The sequence below is a fragment of the Roseovarius sp. PS-C2 genome, from assembly GCF_018862045.1.
Lineage (GTDB): Bacteria > Pseudomonadota > Alphaproteobacteria > Rhodobacterales > Rhodobacteraceae > Roseovarius.
In genome coordinates this window covers 292,536-312,843 of record NZ_JAHKSQ010000004.1, presented here as the reverse complement: position 1 = coordinate 312,843, position 20,308 = coordinate 292,536, and the positions used below count along the sequence as shown (strand labels likewise).

Genomic DNA, 20,308 nt, shown 5'->3' with positions numbered 1-20,308 from the left:
CAGTCTTGCACCGTTTCTATCATAGCATCCGCGCCTTTGAAATGCGCAGACTCATCATCAGTCCTGCAAGGGTGACCACGAAGGGTCACTCGCACCGGTCGTCGTCGCGACCTGACGCAGATTCCGTCCGGTGATATCGACCGAATACAGGCTTGCACTCCCCTGCGCGCCCTGTGTTTCCCTGGTGAACATGATCACCCGACCATTGGGCGACCATGTCGGTCCCTCATCAAGGAATGAGGCGGTCAACAGGCGTTCTTCGCTGCCGTCGGTGCGCATGACCCCGATATGGAACCGCCCCTTGGATTGCTTGGTAAACGCGATCAGATCGCCACGCGGCGACCAGACCGGGGTGCCGTAGCGCCCCTGCCCGAAACTGATGCGCTGCGCCTCACCGCCACCGGCAGGCATGACATAGAGTTGCGGCGTCCCCGAGCGATCGCTTTCAAACACGATCCGGCTGCCATCGGGGCTGAAGCTCGGGGCGGTTTCGATCGAGGGTGCCGTCGTCAGGCGGGTGCTTGCGCCGCTGTCGATATCCATACGGTAAAGGTCGGTATTGCCGCCGCGCGATACGGAATAAAGCACCGTGCGCCCGTCAGGGCCGAACCGCGGAGCAAAGCTCATCTGGCCGTCCTGGCTTTCCAGGACACGCCGCTGAACCGACCCGACATCCATCACGTAGATACGCGGAAACCCGCTTTCATAGCTGGTATAAAGCACCCTTTTCCCATCCGGGGAAAACCGCGGGGCCAACACGATCGAGGCGCTGTCGGTAAGGTAGCTGACATTGGCGCCATCGTAATCCATGATCGCCAACCGCTTGGATCGCTGATCTTTTGGTCCGCTTTCGGCCACAAAGACCACGCGGCTGTCGAAATAGGGCGCTTCGCCGGTAATCCTGCTGTAAACCTGATCGGCCACCTTGTGCGCCATACGCCGCCAGCCATCCTGCGTGCCCTCCAATTGCAGCCCCTGCCCCAGTTCCTGCCCGGCAAACACGTCATAGAGGCGGAACCGCACAACCAGTTTACCGCTTCCATCGGCGGTAACCGCTCCGGTGATCAGAGCCTGAGCATTGATCGCCTTCCAATCGGCGAACTGTACCGGGCTGCTGAAACTGGTGACCCGGCTGATAAAGGCATCGGGCTGGATTTCCCGAAACAACCCCGTTCCGGTCAGGTCGGCGGCAACCACGTCCGCAATCTTGCGCCCGAGATCAGCCCCCGCCGCGTTATCCGATACGAAATCCGGCGCCGCAAAGGGCAAGGGCTCGATCACGCCCTCGGTAATCTCGATCCGGAGTGGCCCATCCTGAGCGACGACTGGCGTAACCCAAAACACGAGGGCCACAAGGAGGCTTAGTACGTAACGCATCATTTGATCCTCATTTTCTCCGGATTGAAGGTCATCTCAATATCCCGCCAGTGATCGTATTTTTCCACAGGCAGATCAAAGCCACCGGCGCCACAGCGGATAATTGCCCGGCGCGCGGCTTCATAGGCCTGTTTGGCCGCCGCACCGCCACCCCCCGTCGCGTCGATCATGCGGATCGAACTGGTCACCGGTCTGGCGTCTTCGCTCATGGTGACACCGACCACGACCGTGGTGCGCAACGCTTCGGAGCTCAGGCTGCCCACGTTCCAGCAATTCTGCACCGCGACGCGCAGCGCATCCTTTTCACCGGCGGTCAAAGGCGGGCCTTGTGGCGCCCCCTGCCCTTCACCACCTGCCTGCCCCATTGCCTCGGCCAGCGCGTCGTTCACGGCGCTTTCATCGGTCTGCGGGCGCGCGGCGGTTTGCGTTTCCTGTTCCTGCTCCGGTTCGGGTTCTGGCCGGGACGGCCTTGTGCGCGGCCGGACCGAGCGGGCAGGCGCAGCGCTGGCCACATCGTTTTCCTCGGCCTCGGTCACGATCTCTGTGGTCGCCTCTTCGGGGGCGGAGGCTTCGGTATCCTCCTGCACCGTTTCAGCGTTTTCATCGGGCGCGGTTTCCTGGCGTTCGACCTCATCCACCTGCACATCCGGCTCGGGTGGCGCGACAGGTTCGGGGGCGACGCGCGGCGCCGGTCGCGGTTGGGGACGAGGTGCGATCTCGGGAATCAATGCCGCAACATCGTCTTGCGGCGGGTCAAGAACCGGGGGATCGTCACTGACCTCGGCCTCGGCGGGCGGTGCAACATCCGTGACATCGGGGGCTGAATCAGGTTCCGACGCGGCTGCGGATTCGGGCTGTGACACATCGGGGGCCGCATCGGCATCGGAGGTCAGTTCGGGTGTGCCTTCGCCCTCGTCCGGCGGCTCGGGCGTATCGACATTGGCCACGGCATCCGGTGCGCGCGGCCCATCCATCAGCGCGGCATAATCCTCGGCCGAGATCGCGGTGACCTCGGTCACCTCGAAAGGCAAAGGTTCGGATCGGAACGCCCCGCCGAACAAGGCCCAGCCGATCAGGGCCAGATGCCCCGCCCCGGATATGATTTGACCGGTATTCACGGCAATCGCCTTCAACCGTCCTGATCGTTCATGTCCGGCCCGCCAGCATCCGTCACCAGACCTATATTGGCAAACCCACCACGGTTGAGCGCACCCATGACCTGCATCACGTCCGAATAGGGCACCGCCCCGTCAGCGCGCAAATAAACCCGCGTGCTGTCGCGTTCAGCTGCAATCGCGCGCAACCGGTTCACCAGTTCACCGCGCGGAATCTCGGTCGTCTGGATCATCACCACCCCATCGGCGGTTACCGTCACGCTCAGCGGCTCTTCCTCTTCGCCCGGCAGGGCATTGGCGGCGGTTTTGGGCAATTCCACCGGAACCCCTACCGTCATCAACGGCGCGGCGACCATGAAAATGATCAGAAGTACCAGCATCACGTCCACGAAAGGCGTGACGTTAATTTCAGCCATTGGGCGCGACCGTCCGCGCCCCCGGCGGCGACGTCCGCTGTCGCCCGTTTTCTGAATGACACCCGCGCCCATGACTCAGGAATCCAGCTGACGGCTGAGAATGGTGGCGAATTCGTCTGCAAAGGCCTCGTAATTGGCCACGATCCTGTCGGCATCCGCGCTCAGCTTGTTATAGAAGATCACGGCCGGAATGGCGGCCATCAGGCCCAGACCGGTGGCCAGCAATGCCTCGGCAATGCCGGGCGCGACAACGGCCAGATTGGTGTTCTGCTGCTCGGCGATCTCGATAAAGGCGTTCATGATCCCCCAGACCGTGCCGAAAAGACCGATGAAAGGTGCGGTGGACCCGACGGTGGCCAGCACCGACAGCCCACTCTGCAGACTTTCGGATTCCTTGGCGATCGCTACGTCCATCGAACGGTCGATCCGGGCCGTCGCCCCGGCGATCAGGGCCCCGTCATTGCGATGGCTGCGCCGCCACTCCATCATACCGGCAGCAAAAATCCGCTCGGACTGCCCGGCGGGGTCGGGACCGATATCGTCAAACAACTCGTCCAGCGGGTCCCCCGACCAGAAGCGGCGGTCAAAAATCTCGGCCTCGCGGCGGGCCTTGCGATAGATGATCAGTTTCTGAATGATGATCGACCATGCCCAGAACGATGCCACGATCAAAATCAGCATCACCAGTTTCACGATCAGGGTGGCGCGTGCAAACAGCGCCCACATGGAGAAATCAATCTCCTGCGCCAGTGCCAGGGTTTCTGCTTCCATAATGCCTGCTCTTCATGTTGTGCGGCCTTGTTTTCCGGCCTTATTGAGCGGCAAAGTACCCGATTTCCAAGGGGAAAGCCAACCTGTTCCGCATCATCGGTGTCAAAATTCGCGTGATCGGCAACATCCCCGGCGAATATCCGCCGGGACCGTCAATGCAACATCAGGCGGATATTCGGCGGCAAGCGCGCGGGTTGTCCTGCCTCGTTGATGCAGACGACAGTAACGATGGCGGAAAACAGTGTTTCCTCGTTGCGGGTCACTGTCTGCTCCATCACCAGGCGCGCGCCGGTGACCGTTTGTGTGCGGGTTCTGACCACCAGTTCATCATCGAACCTGGCCGAACCGAGATAATCGGCCTCGATCCGGCGCACGACAAAAACGACGCCGTCCTGTTCACGCATGGCGTTCTGGTCGATCCCCATCTGGCGCACCCAATCGCTGCGCGCGCGCTCGATATATTTCAGGTAGTTGGCATGATAAACGATACCGGCCATGTCGGTATCTTCGTAATAGACGCGGATATCAAAGCGATGGGTTCCATCCGAAGCTGTCTTGGCCACGCTCATCCTCCATTCTTGCCAGTCGCTGCACTCAACCATGCCCGTGGGCCGGAGGAAACCGCAAAACACCGTTTCACTGCAAGGGGTAGCCAGCCAAGAGATCATAGATCGGCCCATCATGCCCCAAGGTCGAGCGATAAAGGCCGAAACCATCCACACAGAACGGCGGCAACGCGAAATTTCCATGCGCTTCCAGAAAAGAGCCAAGGCGGTCACGTTCCTGTGCCTGCATTTTATGACGGAACCGGGCAAGGGTGACATGCGGGCGAAACCGTTCGCGCCGCAATTCGATCCCGGCCTCATGGGCGGCGACACGAACCTTGTCACGCAGTGCCACCAAGGAGGCGCCTCTCTCGACCCCGGCGAAAACCAACCTGGGTGCGCGCCGGTCGAACACGTCCACACCTGAAATCCGCATATCGAACGCCGGCAGGTCAATGTCGGACAGGCGATCATGCAGGGCCTCGGCGACCGGCAATTCCTGCTGGTCAAGGAACGCCAGCGTGACATGCATGTTTTCAGGCGGCACCAAACGCCCCGCCCCCAGATCCGACTGGAGCCGTTCCAATCTGTCCTGAACCGCGTCAGGCAAGGCTATGGCAACGAATAGTCGCATGAGTCAGTTCAACCGATCCCAGAGCAGGGTCATGTGCCGCCCGACAACCCGGTCATATTCCCCCGTTTCCCGCAACGTCCGCAAGCCTGCATTGATACGGTAAATCAAGGTGGTTGCACGCCAATGCACCTTGGGCACCGCGACGTGTAAGGTATGCTGCACCAGCGGCTTGTCCAGTGCTATAACTTGTTCGTGCAGGTTCATCGCCGCTATGGTGGACGCCCCCGTGAGCGCGTTCAGCATCACGGCGTCAACCTGCCCCCCGACCAGCATCTGAAAACAAGTCTCGGGCGTATCCGGGGTGGTCAGTTTCACCGCCTTTTCACGTATCCAAAGACGATCCGAAGTGTCGAGCGACGCCATGCCGTGCCCCGCCGGATGGCACAGATGGCGGCCCGCCAAATCACTGTCATCCCGATACGTCAGCCCGCCGCCAGACCGCACGAACAGAACCAGCGGAACCTCGATCACCGGATCGGAATAGAGCAAACGGGCACAGGCGGCGCGTGCCTCTTCGGCCCTGCAATCGGGCCGCGTCAAGGGAAAGCCGATCTCGGCTCCGTGACTGTCCGCCAATTGCGATACCCCGTCAGCCGGGTTTTCAGCCCATGCGGTTATGGGCCTCAACGGTGCCGGGCCGGCCCCAAGCGCAGCGGTGATCAATTCGGTCATCATACCCTGGGCGGGCCATGTCCGGGAAGAAAACGGCGCAAAATCTGCAATGGTCAGCACATTCACCTTGGGCATATCCGGTGATGCGGTCGTCTGGTTCGATGGCCCTGGCGGAGAGCAAGGGATGAAAACCTGCGCCCCTTGCGCAAGGGCGCTGTCGGGACTGGCGGAAAGGTCGGGATTGGCGGCGGCAAGCCAGGACCAACGCGCGGAGTCCGCATAGTGCAGTTGGGCCACGCCAGACAGGTTATCGCCGCCCTGCGCGGTATAGGTGACATTGCATAATGCTGACGCGGCCATCGGGAATACTGCCAAGGCCACGGAAAGACACGATAAAATGAAGAGCGAAAGACCTCGCATATCGTCACCCCTCTCCCCAGAAACGCGTCAGATGCGCCTCCAGAATTTTCTGGAAGGCTCCGGTTTCACGTATGCCGCGCAGACCGGTATTGATCATATCCACAAGCTGTTGCGCCTGCGGATGGGTGCGCGGGACAACCACATGCAAGGTCTCGATCGACAGAGGATGCGCGAGCAAGGCCGTGACGCGGCCGGTCAGGTTCAGACGTTGAACGGCAGACTGCCCCGAAAATTCATCCATGACCAAAGCGTCGGCCTGCCCGTCCAGAACAAGCGCAAGGCAATCGTCGATACTGTCGGGCTGTATCAGAATGATGATCCCGTCACTGATCCAACGACGGTCGGGACGGTCCAAATCGTCGGTCGGGAAGCCCCTGGGCCGGCACAGCGTGCGTCCCGCGTTGTCGCTGTCATCGCTGCAAGGCAACGGGCGGGATGCGTCGGTGAACAGCACGACAAGCGCCTCGAACACCGGATCCGAGAACAGGACCGTCCGGCAAAGCGGCGTTTGCGGCGCGGCCTCGCAATCCGGGCGCGGCCAGGGAAAACCCATATCCATCAATGCGTTGGACAACAGCGGATCGAGATGCGCCGCACGATCCTCGATCCAGTGAATGGTATGGCCGCCTGCTGGCGCAGCCCGAGTCATCACCGCATCCACCAGTTCGGTCATCAATCCTCCACCGGGAAGGTCGCGGTCGGAAAAAGGGGCGAACCCGCTGGCAGTCAGCACCTTGATGGCGTCTCGGGGCATGGGGGCTTTCGTTGACGGAGGGTCGTCCGTGCAGTCCAGCCGGAGTGTCATGCCCGCCCGGACGGCATCTGGTTTTTCTCCGATCACATCCAGATTGTCGGCATGGATTTTTTCCCACAAGGCGGCGTCGTCATATTGCGCTTGGGCAATCATCGACAGGCTTTCGCCGGGTTGCACGATATAGGTGCGGGTGCAGTCCCGGGCCGATGCCGGGGATATGCCTGTCACGAAAAAAGCCAGCAGGAACCCGAAAAGAACACGACACATGACACACCCCTCACCACGCCGGAATAAGGCGGATATTGCGGTTTTCGTCAAGGCGGAAGGCATATTTTGTGCCCCTGGCCGATGAACACGACAGGATCAGTTGGGGCGCAGCCGGGCGGCAAGCCGCAAGGCGTGACTGACATCGGAGGCGGCGGGGGGCATCACCGGATCGTAGGCGGCGCGGATCAGGTCGGCGATGTCGGGGCGCAGGATCGTGGTGTTCTTTTCCGGGATATGAGCCAGGGGAGAGCTGTCGCGGAAGGCGGTATCGGACCATAAAAGCACCGTTTGCACGATTTGCGAGAGTGCCAGCGTTTCGGCAGGAATTGCACTCAAGTCCTTGTTCATCCTCAGAAAAACAAAGCTGGCCTTGATCGCGCCCGTCTCGTCGAAGCGGAAAATCCGGTACTGGTTGGCGTTGGCCGTTTTCAGTTTGTTAACCAACGGCGCCAAATCCGGCACCAGACGGTCGAGATCGGGCACTTCGAGCAGTTCGTCCCAGTCGCGAAAGAAGAACATCATCAGGTTCACGCCAAGCTCGGGGTCGGTTTCGGCCATCTGGTGTCCGGCCATAGCCACCACCGCCTCGAGCGCGCCTTTGACGATGCCAAGTGTCTGATCTTCAACGCCAAATACGATTGGCGCAATGGGCCGCCCCCAACGTGCGAATACGTATGAGCCGTCGGAGCGGGTAAAGAATTGCTCGATCCGGTCGGCGGTCAGGGGGGCGGGAACGGTCATGGCGGGCCTCTTTTGCATCGGCTCCTCCCTTAGCAGAGCGGCACGGTCAGGCAAATAGCACCGCCGCCCCGGAGTTTCGTACGTTTTGTACGAAGTGTACGCGGGTTTTGTACGAAAATCGGCCCGTTCAGACGGGACCGTGTCCATCATGGACGCATTTCCGGGATCAGGCCGGGTTTTCACCCAGATCCAGCACAAGACGATTCCCACGATACCGCCCCCGGATCACATGCCCCGGCTCGTGCACCTCGGGGTGATCGCCGGCCCAATCCCGGAACTGATCGTTTGAAACGATACGAGCCTTCATCTCGCGGGCAGCGGTCAGAATGGTGGGGTCGGCGGGTGCGCCCTTGGCGACGACCATGACCCGTTCAACGGGCAGACCAAGCAGCCCGGCGAAATCCTGATGATGAAGATAACGATCCGCAAGCAGGTAGCCCGCATTCGCATCGAAGACGACGCCGGGCGTCAGGCCGCGGGCGGTCAGATCGCCCAGAACCTCGCGCAAGGTGTCGAGGCTTGGAACCTCGTTCTTCCAGTGCATGACGTTCGAGCCATCCACGATCACGTATTGTCGCCTGTCGTGGGCATGACGCGGCTCTGGCACACTCGTCCGTCGCGGGGCGCGCAAGCGTGCCGCTATCAAGAGCACCAGCGCCGCGAAAGCTGCGGGTATTGCCAACAATACCAAATCTTGCTGGTCAGGAAGGAACAAAGCCGTTGCTGCAACGGCGCTGGCCATCAGAAACAGAAGCAAGGGAACGATCACGTTAAAAGCCCTGAAACAATTCAAACATCAAAACGACTATCCGGTCGCACATGACAAACCGTGCGAACTATGATGAATGAAAGCAATAATCGACGATCAATTCAAGGTTGATACGCGGGACGGTGCAAAAACGACGATGGCTTGCGCCATGAACAGCCTATTTTCCGAACAGGTCCGATTGCCCCTTGGGCGCTGGAGCGGCAAGGCCGAGATGCTGCCAGCCGCGGGTGGCCAGCATGCGCCCGCGCGGGGTGCGTTGGATCAGACCCTGTTGCAACAGGAAGGGTTCGATCACCTCTTCCAGCGCGTCGCGCGATTCCGACAATGCGGCGCTGAGGGTTTCGATGCCCACCGGGCCGCCCTGATAGGCCTCGGCGATCAGGGTCAGATAGCGCCGGTCGGCCCCGTCGAGGCCAAGACCGTCCACGCCCAGACGGGTCAGCGCGTTGTCGGCGAGATTGCGGGTGATGCGCCCGTCGCCTTCGACCACGGCGAAATCCACCACCCGGCGCAGGAGCCGCCCGGCGATCCGGGGTGTTCCGCGTGAGCGGCGGGCGATTTCACGCGCCCCTTCGGGTTCGGCGGGGACGTCCATCTTGATGGCGTTGCGGGTGACGATCCGGTTCAGTTCGTCCTCGGTGTAGAATTGCAGGCGCGTGGGGATGCCGAAGCGATCCCGCAGGGGCGTTGTGAGCAGGCCCAGGCGGGTGGTCGCGCCGACAAGGGTGAAGGGCTGCAATTCGATCCGCACGGTGCGCGCGGCGGGGCCTTCGCCGATCACGAGGTCCAGTTCGAAATCTTCCATCGCGGGGTAAAGCACCTCTTCCACGGCGGGGTTGAGGCGGTGGATTTCGTCGATGAACAGAACGTCGTTGCGTTCGAGGTTGGTCAGGATCGCGGCCAGATCGCCCGCCTTGGCCAGAACCGGCCCCGATGTCATGCGAAAGCCCACCCCCAGTTCGCGCGACATGATCTGCGCCAGCGTCGTCTTGCCCAGACCGGGGGGGCCATGAAACAGGGTGTGATCCATCGCCTCGCCCCGCTGGCGGGCGGACTGGATGAACACCTTGAGGTTGGCGCGGGCCTCGGCCTGGCCGATGAAATCGTCCAGCATCTGCGGGCGCAGGGCGCGATCGCTGTCTTCGGGGAGAGGATCGGGACGCAATGTCGGGTCGGGCTGATCCATGACTTATCCTTTGGGGGCCAGCAGGCGCAGGGCGGCGCGGATCAGGGCGGGGGTGTCGGCCGATGCGTCGTCGCTGGCGGCCTGAGCGACGGCGCTGGCCGCTTCGCCCGGAGCATAGCCCAGATTGGTCAGGGCCGACAGGGCCTCGGCCTGCGCATTCGAGGGCGCGGGGGGCGCTGCGGCGGGAGCCGGTGCCGGGGTGGGTTCGATCACGTCGTCCGCATCCGGCGCGGGGGCCGCCGGGGCGGCGGCGGGGGCGGTGTTGGCCCCCATGGCCATGATCTCGGGCACCTTGTCTTTTAGTTCGTTGACCACGCGCTGCGCGGTCTTGGGGCCGATGCCTTTGGCGGCCTTGACGGCGTTCCAGTCGCCAAGCGCGATGGCGCGCCCCACCCCTTCGGGGCCGAGCGTGCCGAGGATCGCGAGCGACGCCTTGGCGCCGACACCCTGCACGCTCATCAGCAGGCGGTGCCATTCCTTTTCCAGAAGCGAGGTGAAGCCGAACAGCTGCAACAGATCCTCACGCACCACGAGATCAGTGTAGAGCGCCACATGCTCGCCCACGCGCGGCAGGGCCTGCAAGGTGCGCTCCGAACAATAGACGAGGTATCCCACGCCGCGCACGTCGATCAGGACGTGATCGGTGGCGCGGTAATCGATGCGGCCCGCCAGACGCCCGATCATGCCCGCACCTTTTGTGCGATGGCCGCCGGGATGCGGGCGTGATGGGCATGGCAGATGGCGATGGCCAGCGCGTCGGCGGCATCCGGCCCGGCCAGATCGACGCCGGGCAGTTGCACACGGACCATATGGGCGATCTGTTCCTTGGCCGCATGGCCCACGCCGACCACGGTTTTCTTGACCGAGTTGGGGGCGTATTCGCCCACGGACAGGCCGAACTGCGCCGGAACCAGCATGGCAATCCCGCGCGCCTGCCCCAGTTTCAGGGTGCCCGCCCCGTCCTTGTTGACGAAGGTCTTTTCGACCGCGGCGGCCTGTGGCGCGAACCGGTGAAAGATTTCGGTGAGTTGATGGTGCAGCGACAGAAGCCGCGCGGCCAGATCGCCGCCCTCGGAATGGCAGATGCCGTTGGCCACATGAGACAGCCGGCTGCCGTTCACGTCGATCACGCCCCAGCCGAGGTTTCGCAACCCCGGATCGATTCCCACTACCCGCATCTGCCTGACCCTGCCGTACTGCTTGCGTTTTGCTTTGGTCCAGCACTAGCACGAAACGGGAACAAAGACCAAGAGGAATGCGCATATGCAGGGCTTTTCGCCATGCAGGCCTTGCATAGGGAGTATGCGCAAATGGCGGCTTGTTCGAAACGACGGTTCCTCATACCTGCACGGCAGACAAGGTTATCCCGCACGCAAGACAAAGAAGGACTATCGTCATGGCTGCAATCGTCTCCACCCAGTCGCATGCTGGCGGTTTTCGCCACGCTGTCGCCCGCCTGCTCAACGCTGTCCGCGCCTGGAACGACGCGCGCGTCACCCGTGCCGCGCTGTCGCAACTGACCGACCGCGAACTGGACGACATCGGCCTGAGCCGCAGCGACATCCAATCGGTGTCGCGTATCGTCTGAGGACTCGGGCGGGCCGTTCAGCGGCCCGCGCCATTTTCAAGGCCACCACAAAGTGAAAGCCCTGCGCCGGGACCATGGCGCAGGGCTTTCTTTGTAACCTGAGAGAGTGGCAACGAGAGTACTAGTTCAGATAGGTACGCAACTTTGCCGCGGCCATCTGCGTGGCAGGATCGGGCTGCATCAGGAATGCCCCGGCCTGTTCCACCACAGTGCCTTCGCTCAGCGCGTCAATGCGCGACTGATACGTGTTCGGACCGAGATGCGCCATGATCAGCGCCTTGAATGCGACGAAGCCCAGAACGACAAGAGCCAGACCCCGGATCGAAAATACGGTCCGGCGCCGTTTGGGGCGGAAAACAATCAGGCCGTCTTTCGACACCTGACCGACATAACCCTCACGCATACGAGCCTTGTTCTTCTCGATGCGTTTCAGGCGTTCATCGAATGCTTCAACCGTTCCACTCATAGATACCGTCCTCTTCTGGCTAATCCAGCAAAGTTCTTGAAAAGCGTAGGTCGAAAATATGGCGAAACTTGGGCAGATGCCACAAGATTCCCTTAATTCCCCTTTGTTTTCAGGTATTTCTGGACATAGTTGTCGTTGTCCAGTCGCCAATCTCTTCGCGATGGACAAGACTGTTTCCAGCACGGGTATAAACGTCGATCACCTCGTCGGCCTGTTCGTTCAGGACGCCCGAGAGAATCACCATGCCTCCGGGCGCCAGGCATGAGGTCACGTCATCGGCCAGGGCGATCAGCGGTCCCTTGAGGATATTGGCAAAGATCAGGTCGAAAGGCGCGGCGGAGTCGGTGGTCGGATGATCGAGGCCCGTCGCCTCGTAACACTGCACCCGGCCCTCCAGCCCGTTGGCGGCCACATTGGCGCGCGCCACGTCAACCGCGACCTCGTCGATATCGCTGGCCAGAACGGTTCCCGGCCATATCCGCGCCGCCGCCATCGCCAGAACGGCGGTGCCGCAGCCCATGTCGATCACCGAACGGCCCACGAACCCGCCGGAGACCAGCCGGTCCAGCGCGCGCAGGCAGCCCAGCGTGGTGCCGTGGTGCCCGGTGCCAAAGGCCATCGCCGCCTCGATCAGCAGGGGTTCGGCCCCCTCGGGCACCTTGTCGGCGTCGTGGCTGCCGTAGACGAAGAACCGCCCCGCCTCGACCGGGACCAGTTCGCGCCGCACCTTGGCGACCCAATCGGTTTCGGGCAGTTCGGACACGGCAAAGGGCCTGGCCCCGTGCATCGCGGCCAGAAGCGCCAGCCCGGCCTGATCGGGGGCCTCGTCAAAATAACCGCCCACTTCCCACAGGCCCGAGCCGTCCTCCATCTCGAAGGTGCCGACGCCGGTCGGCGTCGGGTCCAGCGATTCCAGACCTTCGGCCAGAGCCTCGGCCTTGTCCTTGCCGGAAAGGGTTGTCAGGGCGGTATAGGTGGGCATCGGCCCTCTCCTTTCGTTGGCGCGTTATTCCGCGGGCGTGGGGACGGTGCGGCTGAGTCTGGTTTCGTGGCCCGGTTCGGGATGGCGCGGGATCAGCAGCGCCAGCATGAAGGAGACACAGGCCATGCAGGCCGCCAGAACGAAAACCGCCGCTGGCGAAACCAGCCAGAGATACCCCAGGAGCGCGGGCAGGAACACGGCCGCAATATGGTTGATGGTAAAGGCCACCGCCGCCGTGGGCGCGATATCGCCCGGATCGGCGATTTTCTGGAAATAGGTCTTGAGCGCGAGCGCCAGCGCGAACAGCAGGTGATCCACAACATAGAGCGCGGCGGCCAGCACCACGCCCCAGCCAAACATGTAGATGCCGCCATAGGCCATGAAGACCAATGCCAGCCCGGAATATTCGAACAGCAGCGTCGCGCGTTCGCCATAGCGATGCACCGCCCGCCCCATCAGCGGCGCGCAGATCATGTTGGCCACGAGATTGATCAGGAACAGCGACGTGACCTCATGCACCTCGAAGCCGAATTTCTCGACCATCATGAAGCCGGCGAACACCACGAATATCTGCCGCCGTGCGCCCGCCATGAACTGCAAGGCATAGTAGAGCCAGTACCGGCGGCGCAGCACCATGCGCTTGACCTGCGGGTTCGGGGCCTCGAACTGCGGATAGGCGAACAGGCAGAACAGCGCGACCAGCGCGGTAAAGCCCCCGGCCATCAGGTAAACGGTGTTGTAGCTGAGGTCGAACGCCTCCCACGTCATGACGATCAGCACATAGGCCACCAGCGTCGCGCCCGACCCGGCGGCGATCAGCCAGCCCAGAACCTGCGGCGCGCGCAGCTTGTCGATCCATTGCAGTTGCAGCGACTGGTTGACCGTTTCGTAATAGTGAAAGCCGATGGAGCTGAGCATCGTAATCGTCAGGATGCCGCCAAGGGAGGGGAATTGCGCCGTCAGCGCCGTGGCCACCCCCAGAAGCAGAAGTGAGACCAGCCCGAGCACCTGTTCGCGCATGAAGATGATGATCGCGATCACCCCGATGGCCAGAAAGCCCGGTATCTCGCGCACCGTATGCAGCCAGCCGATATCGGAGCCATCGAACCCCGCCGCCTCGATCACGAAATTATTGAGCAGCGCCGACCATGTGGCGAAGGCCACCGGCATGGCGGCGGCCATCAGGAACAGCAAGGTCACGGGGCGGCGCCAGAACGGCAGATGCCGCGCCTCGGCCAGGGGGACAGGATTTTTCATGCAGATCATGTACGCCCATATTTCAGGGTTGGTAAGAGGCGCGCTGCATTTTTCGTGACGATTGGATTCGTGACGATTGGACGGGCCGCAAAACATAGGTTTTTCAGCATATGGAGCGCGGGATGTGGTATCCTGATCTGAATCAAAGACATTCAGTCTTTTGCATGCAATGAGACCTGCCCAGACGGGAAAGGCGCGCGACATGGACATTCTGACACTTGTGGAACGGATCGGCGAGGCCCCGGCGGCGGCCCTGCTGGGGCTGATGACCGGCATCATCTTTGGCATCGCGGCGCAAAGGTCGCGGTTTTGCCTGCGCGCGGCGACGGTGGAATTCGCCCGTGGCAGGATGGGCGACAAGGTGGCGGTGTGGCTGCTGACGTTTTCCACTGCCGTGGTCTGGGTGCAGGGCGCACAATACCTGGGCCTGTTCCGGGCCGAGGATGCGCGCATCATGGCGATTCCCGGCAGTTGGTCGGGGGCGGTGATTGGCGGCTTGCTGTTCGGCGTGGGCATGGTGCTGGCGCGGGGCTGTTCGGGGCGGTTGCTGGTGCTGGCGGCCACGGGCAACCTGCGCTCGGTCGTGTCGGGGCTGGTGTTTGCCGTGGTCGCGCAGATGAGCCTTTCAGGGTGGTTGGCGTCGACGCGGGATTCGCTGGCGGCGCTGTGGGTCACCTCGGGCGGGCACAACATGGACCTTCTGGCGGCGCTTGGCCTGCCGCCGATGTCGGGGCTGGCCTTCGGCATCGCCGTGGCGGCGCTGGCGCTGGTGGTGTCGGCGCGCAACAAGATCGGCGCCTGGCGCCTGATCTTTGCGTCGGGCGTGGGGTTTGCCGTGGCCGTGGGCTGGGTATCGACCTATGCGCTGTCGCAGGTGGCATTCGATCCGGTGCCGGTGGAAAGCGCCACGTTCACCGGACCATCGGCCAGCACGCTGATGTTCTTCCTCGACAATACCGCGATCCTTGAATTCGACGTGGGGCTGGTGCCGGGCGTGTTCGTCGGGTCGTTCCTGGCGTCCTGGCTGGCCGGGGAGTTCCATTTCCAGGGCTTCGAGGACGAGGCCAACATGCGCCGTGCCCTGACCGGGGCGGCCTTGATGGGGTTCGGCGGGATGCTGGCCGGGGGCTGCGCCATCGGCAACGGCGTGACCGGCGGATCGGTCTTTGCCGGAACGGCGTGGCTGGCGCTGCTGTGCATGTGGATCGGGGCGATGACCACCGATTTCCTTGTCGATCAGCGCGGCGTGCGGCAACCGGCCTGAGCGGCGGCGTCAGGCGATATCGCGCAACAACCGGGCAAGGGTATGTGCGGCGGCGCCGAGCGCGGCCTCGTCATGTCCGGCATAGCCGAGCAACAGCCCTTGTGGCGGATCGGGCAGCGCCGAATGGGACGAGAGCGCACGCAGGAAAACGCCCCGTTCCTGCGCGCGCGCAGCGATGTGCCGATCGGTGATCCGGCCCGCCAGTTTCGGCGTCAGCCGCGCGCACAGGTGCATGCCCGCCGGGTCGGGCGAAAGATCGAGCAGATCGGACAGCGGGGCCAGTTCGGACAGCAGGTATTCCTGACGACGTGCATAAATCCGGCGCATGCGGCGCAGGTGGGTGGCGAACTCTCCGCTGGTCATGAAGCTGGCAAGGGCCGGTTGCGGGATCAGCGAGGCGCGCGTGCCTGCCCGCGCCAGGTAACGGCGGGCCGGGTCTACATGTGTTTGGGGCAGAACCGCGTAGCCGATGCGCAAGGCCGGGCTGAGCAGCTTGGAAAAGCTGCCGATATAGATGCAGTGCCGCAGCCCGTCCAACCCGGCGAGCGACGGCAGGGGGTGCCCCTTGTAGCGAAATTCGCTGTCGTAATCGTCTTCGACGACAAGCCCGCCGGTTTGCTGCGCCCAGTCCAGTAGTGCGGCACGCCGGGCCAGAGGCATCGTCGCGCCGGTGGGGTAATGGCGCGAGGGCGTGACGATTGCCGCCGCGACGCCTGTGGGGATATCCGCAGGGTTCAGCCCCTCGTGATCTGTCCGCAACGGGCAGGCGTGGGCTCCGCAGGCGTCCAGCACCTCGCGCAGGGGGGACCAGCCGGGGTCTTCGAGGGCCACGGCGCTGCCGCCCGGCAGGAGGGCGCGGCAGATCAGCTCGAACGCTTCCCATGCGCCCGAGGTGATCAGCACCTGCCCCGGATCGCAGGGCAATCCGCGCCAGGCCGACAGGTGATCGGCAATCGCCTGACGCAGGGGATACCACCCCATCGGGTCCGGCCGCGCCAGCAGCGCGCTTTCAGGCGCGCGCCACGCCCGTTCCAGATGGCGCGCCCAGCTTTGATAAGGAAACAGCGCCTGATCGGGGATGCCGGTGTGAAACGGGTGCCATGCCTGTGCCTTTGGACGCGGCCCGGCGGGTTTGGTCACGGGCGGCGACAGATGCGGCAGGTTGTCGGCCACGAAGGTGCCGCTGCCCATGCGGGATGTCAGGTAGCCTTCGCTGATCAACTGATCATAGGCGATCTGAACCGTGGTGCGCGACACCGACAGTTCCCCGGCCAGTTTGCGGCTGGCGGGAAGGCGCGCGCCGGAGGTGCCCGGATCGTTCAGGATGATATGGCGCAGCCCTTCGGTCAGTTGCGCCTGCAAGCTGTCCGGCGCGGTGCGCTCCAGCGCAATGCCCAGCAGGGCGGCATCAAAATTGGACTGATGTATTTTATCTGTATTGGACATTTTCGCATGTCCAATAAGCGAATAGAGCTTGGCCAGCAAGACAATTCCAAGGAATCCCGAAATGTCCGACACACTTGAAGTTACCGAGCGGTCACGCCTGCGCCGCCTGCATGAGCGCGGCCATTTCGACCGCGAAACGATCAATGCCATTCTGGACGCGCAGCCGATGTGCAGCGTCGGTTATATCATGGACGGCAAACCCCATGTCACGCCCACGATGCAGTGGCGCGAGGGCAATCACGTCTATTGGCACGGTTCATCCGCTAGCCGCGCCTTGCGCAACTCGAACGGAGCCGATGTATGCCTGAGCGTCGCGATTCTGGATGGAATGGTTCTGGCGCGGTCGGGGATGCATCATTCGCTGAATACCCGGTCGGTGACGCTGTTTGGCAAGGCGTTCAAGGTCGAAGACCCGCAGGAAAAGCTGGAGAAACTGGGGAATTTCGTGAACAGTCTGTATCCGGGCCGCTATGAAACCCTGCGCCCGGACCACGCGCAGGACCTGAAGGCGACGATGGTTCTGGGCATGGAAATTGCCGAAGGCAGCGCAAAGGTCCGCACGGGCGCCCCCGGCGACGAAGAAGCGGATTACGCCCTGCCGATCTGGGCCGGGGTGATCCCCGTGCATATGCAGGTGGGCGAGCCGATCCCGGACCCGCGCAACCTTGACGGGGTGGACATACCCGATCACGTCACGAATTTCCGGATCGGTTAGGCCCGGACGCGGGCGGGCGGGACCGTGAGCTAGTAAAAGCTCTGCGGGTCGATATCGACATTGAGGCGCAGGTTGGTCGGCGGTTTCAACTGACCGACCCATTGCGCCACCGCCCCTTGCAGCGCCACGCCCTTGGGGGCCTTGACCAGAAGGCGCACCCGGTGCCGCCCCCGGATACGGGCGATCGGCGCGGGGGCGGGGCCGAAGACCTGCGCGCCGACGGCCCGCACCGGCGCATCGCGGCGGGCCAGTTCGGTGGCGAAATCGAACACCTGCTGCGCGTCGGGCGAGGACAGGATGATGCCCGCCATGCGCCCGAAGGGGGGAACCCCGGCCTGACGGCGCTCATCCGCTTCGGCACGCCAGAAGCCTTCTTCGTCGCCCGACAGGATGGCGCGGATCACCGGATGTTCGGGCTGAAAGGTCTGCAACAGCGCGGTGCCGGGTTTGTCGCTGCGCCCGGCGCGGCCCGCCACCTGCCGCATCAGTTGAAAGGTGCGCTCGGCGGCGCGCAAATCCGACCCTTGCAAGCCCAGATCCGCGTCGATCACGCCCACCAGCGTGAGGCGGTGAAAGTTGTGTCCCTTGGCCACCAGTTGGGTGCCGATGACGATGTCGGTGTCACCCTCGGCGATTTCGCTGATCTGCTCCTTGAGCGCACGGGCCGAGCCGAACAGATCGGAACTGAGCGTGGCGATTTTCGCCTGCGGGAACAGCGCCTGTGCCTCTTCGGTCAGGCGTTCGACACCGGGGCCGACGGCGGCAAGGCGGTCTTCGGCCTGACAGGAGGGGCAGACGGCAGGAATCGGTTTGGTCTCGCCGCACTGATGGCAGACGAGGCGTTTCTGAAAGCGGTGTTCGACCATGCGCGCATCGCAATGATCGCAGCCGATCTGGTGCCCGCAGGCACGGCACAGCGTGACCGGCGCATAGCCCCGGCGGTTGATGAACAACAGCGCCTGTTCGCCCTTGGCGATACGGGCATTCACCGCCGATTGCAGGCTGGGGGAAATCCAGCGGCTGGCGGGCAGGGTTTCGGCGCGCATGTCGATGGCGCGCATGTCGGGCATCACCGCCGCGCCGAAGCGCGCGGTGAGGTCCAGCCGCTTGTATTTACCCGCCTCGGCATTGGCCCAGCTTTCAAGCGAGGGCGTGGCCGAGGCCAGCACCACCTGCGCGCCGCATATGCTGGCGCGCAGGACGGCCATGTCACGGGCGTTATAGAGAACACCGTCTTCCTGTTTGTAAGATGTGTCGTGTTCCTCATCCACGACGATCAGGCCGAGATTTTGAAACGGCAGGAACAGGGCCGAGCGCGCGCCGACGACCACCTGACAGCCCCCCTCGCCCACCATTTTCCAGGTGCGGCGGCGTTCCGTCATGGTCACGCCCGAGTGCCATTCGGCGGGGCGGGCGCCAAAGCGGGCCTCGATCCGGGTCAGGAATTCCGACGTCAGGGCGATTTCGGGCAGCAGGACAAGCGCCTGCCGCCGCTGGCGCAGGGTTTCGGCGACGGCTTCGAGGTAAACCTCGGTCTTGCCCGAGCCGGTGACACCGCGCAGCAGGGTGGTGCCGTAATCGCCGCCGGCGATCCCGGCGCGCAGGCTGTCGGCGGCGGTGGCTTGATCGTCGGTCAGCGCCTTGCCGGGGCGGTCGGGATCGAGCCGGGGATAGGGCAGATCGCGCGGTGTGTCTTCCTCGAGCACGACGCCCTGTTTGACCAGCCCCTTGACCACCGATGTGGTCACACCGGCCTGTTCGGACAGTTCGCCAAGGGTAAAGGCGAGGGTGCCGAAATCCTCCAGCACGGCCAGCACACGTTTGCGGGCGTCTGTCATCCGGTCGGGCGCGCCCTGCCCCGCGCGATAGATTTTCTGCATCGACGGCGGGTTGGCCAGCCCCGGCGCACGGGTGGCCAGCCGCAGCATTGCGGGCATGGGCGTAAGCGTGTAATCGGCGGCGCGGTGCAGGAACGCCTGCATTTCGTCGCGCATTGGCGCGACATCCAGCACGCGGATCACCTGACGGATTTTCGCACGGTCGAAATCGCCCCGCCCCGGCCCCCAGACCACGCCGATCACCTTGCGCGGGCCAAGCGGCACCTCGACGAAGGCACCGATATGGCATCCCCCCTCGGGGGCGCGGTAATCCAGCACCCGGTCAAGCGGCTGCGTGGTCATGACGCCCACGAGGTCGCCCTCGACGAAATAATCCTTGGCGGGTGACGGCAACTCTGATCGCTCCATGACAGGGGTTTCGGCAGCGCACTCTATGGGGTAAAGCCGGGGATGAAAAACCCCAACCCGCACCAAGGGACCGCTGATATGAAATTCTTTGTCGATACTGCCGAAGTCGAAGCCATTGCCGAACTGAACGAACTGGGCATGGTGGATGGCGTCACCACCAACCCGTCGCTGATCCTGAAATCGGGCCGCGACATTCTGGAAGTGACCAGGGAAATCGCCGACATGGTCGACGGCCCCGTCAGCGCCGAGGTTGTCGCTCTGGAGGCCGACGCGATGATCGAAGAGGGCCGCAAGCTGGCGAAGATCGCCGACAATATCGCGGTCAAGGTGCCGCTGACATGGGACGGGCTGAAGGCCTGCAAGGTTCTGTCGGGCGAAGGCAACATGGTGAACGTGACGCTGTGTTTCTCGGCCAATCAGGCGCTGCTGGCGGCCAAGGCCGGTGCGACCTTCATCAGCCCGTTCATCGGGCGTCTGGACGACATCAACCTCGACGGTATGGAACTGATCGCGGATATCCGCCAGATCTACGACAATTACGGGTTCGAAACGCAGATTCTTGCCGCCTCGATCCGGACGGTGAACCATGCGTTCCAGTCCGCGCAGATCGGGGCCGACGTGATGACCGCTCCGCCCGCCGTGATCAAGCAGATGGCCAACCATCCGCTGACCGACAAGGGGCTGGACGCCTTCATGAAGGATTGGGAAAAAACGGGGCAGAAAATTCTGTAACCCGT

Annotated in this window: 22 protein-coding genes; 4 read left to right on the top strand and 18 right to left on the bottom strand. The window is 63.2% G+C overall.

Annotated elements, in window-relative coordinates:
• Positions 1-57: 57 nt before the first annotated feature.
• The 13 genes from tolB to ruvC form a co-directional block, all read right to left on the bottom strand.
• Positions 58-1,380: a Tol-Pal system beta propeller repeat protein TolB gene (tolB, locus tag KPG71_RS09770; RefSeq protein WP_216337892.1), complete on the bottom strand. Its 1,323-nt coding sequence runs from the start codon at positions 1,378-1,380 to the stop codon at positions 58-60.
• Positions 1,377-2,495 carry an energy transducer TonB gene (locus KPG71_RS09765; protein WP_216337891.1) on the bottom strand — a complete coding sequence of 373 codons (1,119 nt, stop codon included), beginning with the start codon at positions 2,493-2,495 and terminating at the stop codon, positions 1,377-1,379. Before KPG71_RS09765 ends, tolB begins: the two co-directional genes overlap by 4 nt.
• An 11-nt stretch (positions 2,496-2,506) precedes the next feature.
• Complete coding sequence (gene tolR / locus KPG71_RS09760) at positions 2,507-2,980, bottom strand: protein TolR (RefSeq protein ID WP_216337890.1); 474 nt, start codon at positions 2,978-2,980, stop codon at positions 2,507-2,509.
• Between the two features lie 3 nt (positions 2,981-2,983).
• Positions 2,984-3,679, bottom strand: a complete 696-nt coding sequence (gene tolQ, locus KPG71_RS09755; protein ID WP_073035368.1) for a protein TolQ — start codon at positions 3,677-3,679, stop codon at positions 2,984-2,986.
• Between the two features lie 152 nt (positions 3,680-3,831).
• The gene (gene ybgC / locus KPG71_RS09750) at positions 3,832-4,242 is read right to left on the bottom strand and encodes a tol-pal system-associated acyl-CoA thioesterase (RefSeq protein ID WP_367397336.1); all 411 of its coding nucleotides are present in this window, start codon (positions 4,240-4,242) and stop codon (positions 3,832-3,834) included.
• 73 nt (positions 4,243-4,315) lie between these two features.
• The gene (gene thpR / locus KPG71_RS09745) at positions 4,316-4,858 is read right to left on the bottom strand and encodes an RNA 2',3'-cyclic phosphodiesterase (RefSeq protein ID WP_216337888.1); all 543 of its coding nucleotides are present in this window, start codon (positions 4,856-4,858) and stop codon (positions 4,316-4,318) included.
• 3 nt (positions 4,859-4,861) lie between these two features.
• Positions 4,862-5,830 (bottom strand): transporter substrate-binding domain-containing protein, encoded by a 969-nt coding sequence (locus KPG71_RS09740; protein WP_216337887.1) that lies wholly within the window; start codon positions 5,828-5,830, stop codon positions 4,862-4,864.
• Positions 5,831-5,894: 64 nt separating this feature from the next.
• Complete coding sequence (locus tag KPG71_RS09735; protein WP_216337886.1) at positions 5,895-6,911, bottom strand: transporter substrate-binding domain-containing protein; 1,017 nt, start codon at positions 6,909-6,911, stop codon at positions 5,895-5,897.
• A gap of 96 nt (positions 6,912-7,007) precedes the next feature.
• Positions 7,008-7,652, bottom strand: coding sequence for a hypothetical protein (locus KPG71_RS09730; protein ID WP_216337991.1), 645 nt, complete (start codon positions 7,650-7,652; stop codon positions 7,008-7,010).
• A 166-nt stretch (positions 7,653-7,818) separates the two neighbouring features.
• Complete coding sequence (locus KPG71_RS09725) at positions 7,819-8,259, bottom strand: hypothetical protein (RefSeq protein WP_367397335.1); 441 nt, start codon at positions 8,257-8,259, stop codon at positions 7,819-7,821.
• 319 nt (positions 8,260-8,578) lie between these two features.
• Positions 8,579-9,607 (bottom strand): Holliday junction branch migration DNA helicase RuvB, encoded by a 1,029-nt coding sequence (gene ruvB, locus KPG71_RS09720; RefSeq protein WP_216337885.1) that lies wholly within the window; start codon positions 9,605-9,607, stop codon positions 8,579-8,581.
• A 3-nt stretch (positions 9,608-9,610) separates the two neighbouring features.
• Positions 9,611-10,291, bottom strand: a complete 681-nt coding sequence (gene ruvA / locus KPG71_RS09715) for a Holliday junction branch migration protein RuvA (protein ID WP_216337884.1) — start codon at positions 10,289-10,291, stop codon at positions 9,611-9,613.
• Complete coding sequence (ruvC, locus tag KPG71_RS09710) at positions 10,288-10,785, bottom strand: crossover junction endodeoxyribonuclease RuvC (RefSeq protein WP_073035361.1); 498 nt, start codon at positions 10,783-10,785, stop codon at positions 10,288-10,290. The genes ruvA and ruvC overlap by 4 nt, the downstream gene beginning before the upstream one ends.
• A gap of 218 nt (positions 10,786-11,003) precedes the next feature.
• Here ruvC and KPG71_RS09705 point away from each other — a divergent pair, with 218 nt between their 5' ends.
• A complete protein-coding gene (locus tag KPG71_RS09705; RefSeq protein WP_216337883.1) occupies positions 11,004-11,195 on the top strand; it encodes a DUF1127 domain-containing protein in 192 nt (63 codons plus the stop codon).
• A gap of 121 nt (positions 11,196-11,316) precedes the next feature.
• On the opposite strand, the gene KPG71_RS09700 is transcribed toward KPG71_RS09705, so the two are convergent.
• The 3 genes from KPG71_RS09700 to KPG71_RS09690 all read right to left on the bottom strand — a co-directional run bounded on the left by KPG71_RS09700 (position 11,317) and on the right by KPG71_RS09690 (position 13,900).
• A complete protein-coding gene (locus tag KPG71_RS09700) occupies positions 11,317-11,661 on the bottom strand; it encodes a hypothetical protein (RefSeq protein WP_216337882.1) in 345 nt (114 codons plus the stop codon).
• Between the two features lie 109 nt (positions 11,662-11,770).
• Positions 11,771-12,643 (bottom strand): 50S ribosomal protein L11 methyltransferase, encoded by an 873-nt coding sequence (locus KPG71_RS09695; RefSeq protein WP_216337881.1) that lies wholly within the window; start codon positions 12,641-12,643, stop codon positions 11,771-11,773.
• A gap of 24 nt (positions 12,644-12,667) precedes the next feature.
• Positions 12,668-13,900, bottom strand: a complete 1,233-nt coding sequence (locus KPG71_RS09690; RefSeq protein ID WP_216337880.1) for an MFS transporter — start codon at positions 13,898-13,900, stop codon at positions 12,668-12,670.
• A gap of 202 nt (positions 13,901-14,102) precedes the next feature.
• On the opposite strand from KPG71_RS09690, the gene KPG71_RS09685 reads away from it, so the two are divergent.
• Positions 14,103-15,164, top strand: a complete 1,062-nt coding sequence (locus KPG71_RS09685; RefSeq protein WP_216337879.1) for a YeeE/YedE family protein — start codon at positions 14,103-14,105, stop codon at positions 15,162-15,164.
• A gap of 9 nt (positions 15,165-15,173) precedes the next feature.
• Here the strand turns inward: KPG71_RS09685 and KPG71_RS09680 are convergent, their stop codons facing one another.
• Positions 15,174-16,610 carry a PLP-dependent aminotransferase family protein gene (locus tag KPG71_RS09680; protein WP_216337878.1) on the bottom strand — a complete coding sequence of 479 codons (1,437 nt, stop codon included), beginning with the start codon at positions 16,608-16,610 and terminating at the stop codon, positions 15,174-15,176.
• Between the two features lie 61 nt (positions 16,611-16,671).
• On the opposite strand from KPG71_RS09680, the gene KPG71_RS09675 reads away from it, so the two are divergent.
• Complete coding sequence (locus tag KPG71_RS09675) at positions 16,672-17,325, top strand: pyridoxamine 5'-phosphate oxidase family protein (protein ID WP_216337877.1); 654 nt, start codon at positions 16,672-16,674, stop codon at positions 17,323-17,325.
• A 29-nt stretch (positions 17,326-17,354) separates the two neighbouring features.
• On the opposite strand, the gene KPG71_RS09670 is transcribed toward KPG71_RS09675, so the two are convergent.
• The gene (locus KPG71_RS09670) at positions 17,355-19,571 is read right to left on the bottom strand and encodes a primosomal protein N' (protein ID WP_216337876.1); all 2,217 of its coding nucleotides are present in this window, start codon (positions 19,569-19,571) and stop codon (positions 17,355-17,357) included.
• A 78-nt stretch (positions 19,572-19,649) separates the two neighbouring features.
• On the opposite strand from KPG71_RS09670, the gene fsa reads away from it, so the two are divergent.
• On the top strand, positions 19,650-20,303 hold the full coding sequence (gene fsa / locus KPG71_RS09665) for a fructose-6-phosphate aldolase (protein ID WP_216337875.1): 654 nt from the start codon (positions 19,650-19,652) through the stop codon (positions 20,301-20,303).
• Positions 20,304-20,308 lie beyond the last annotated feature (5 nt).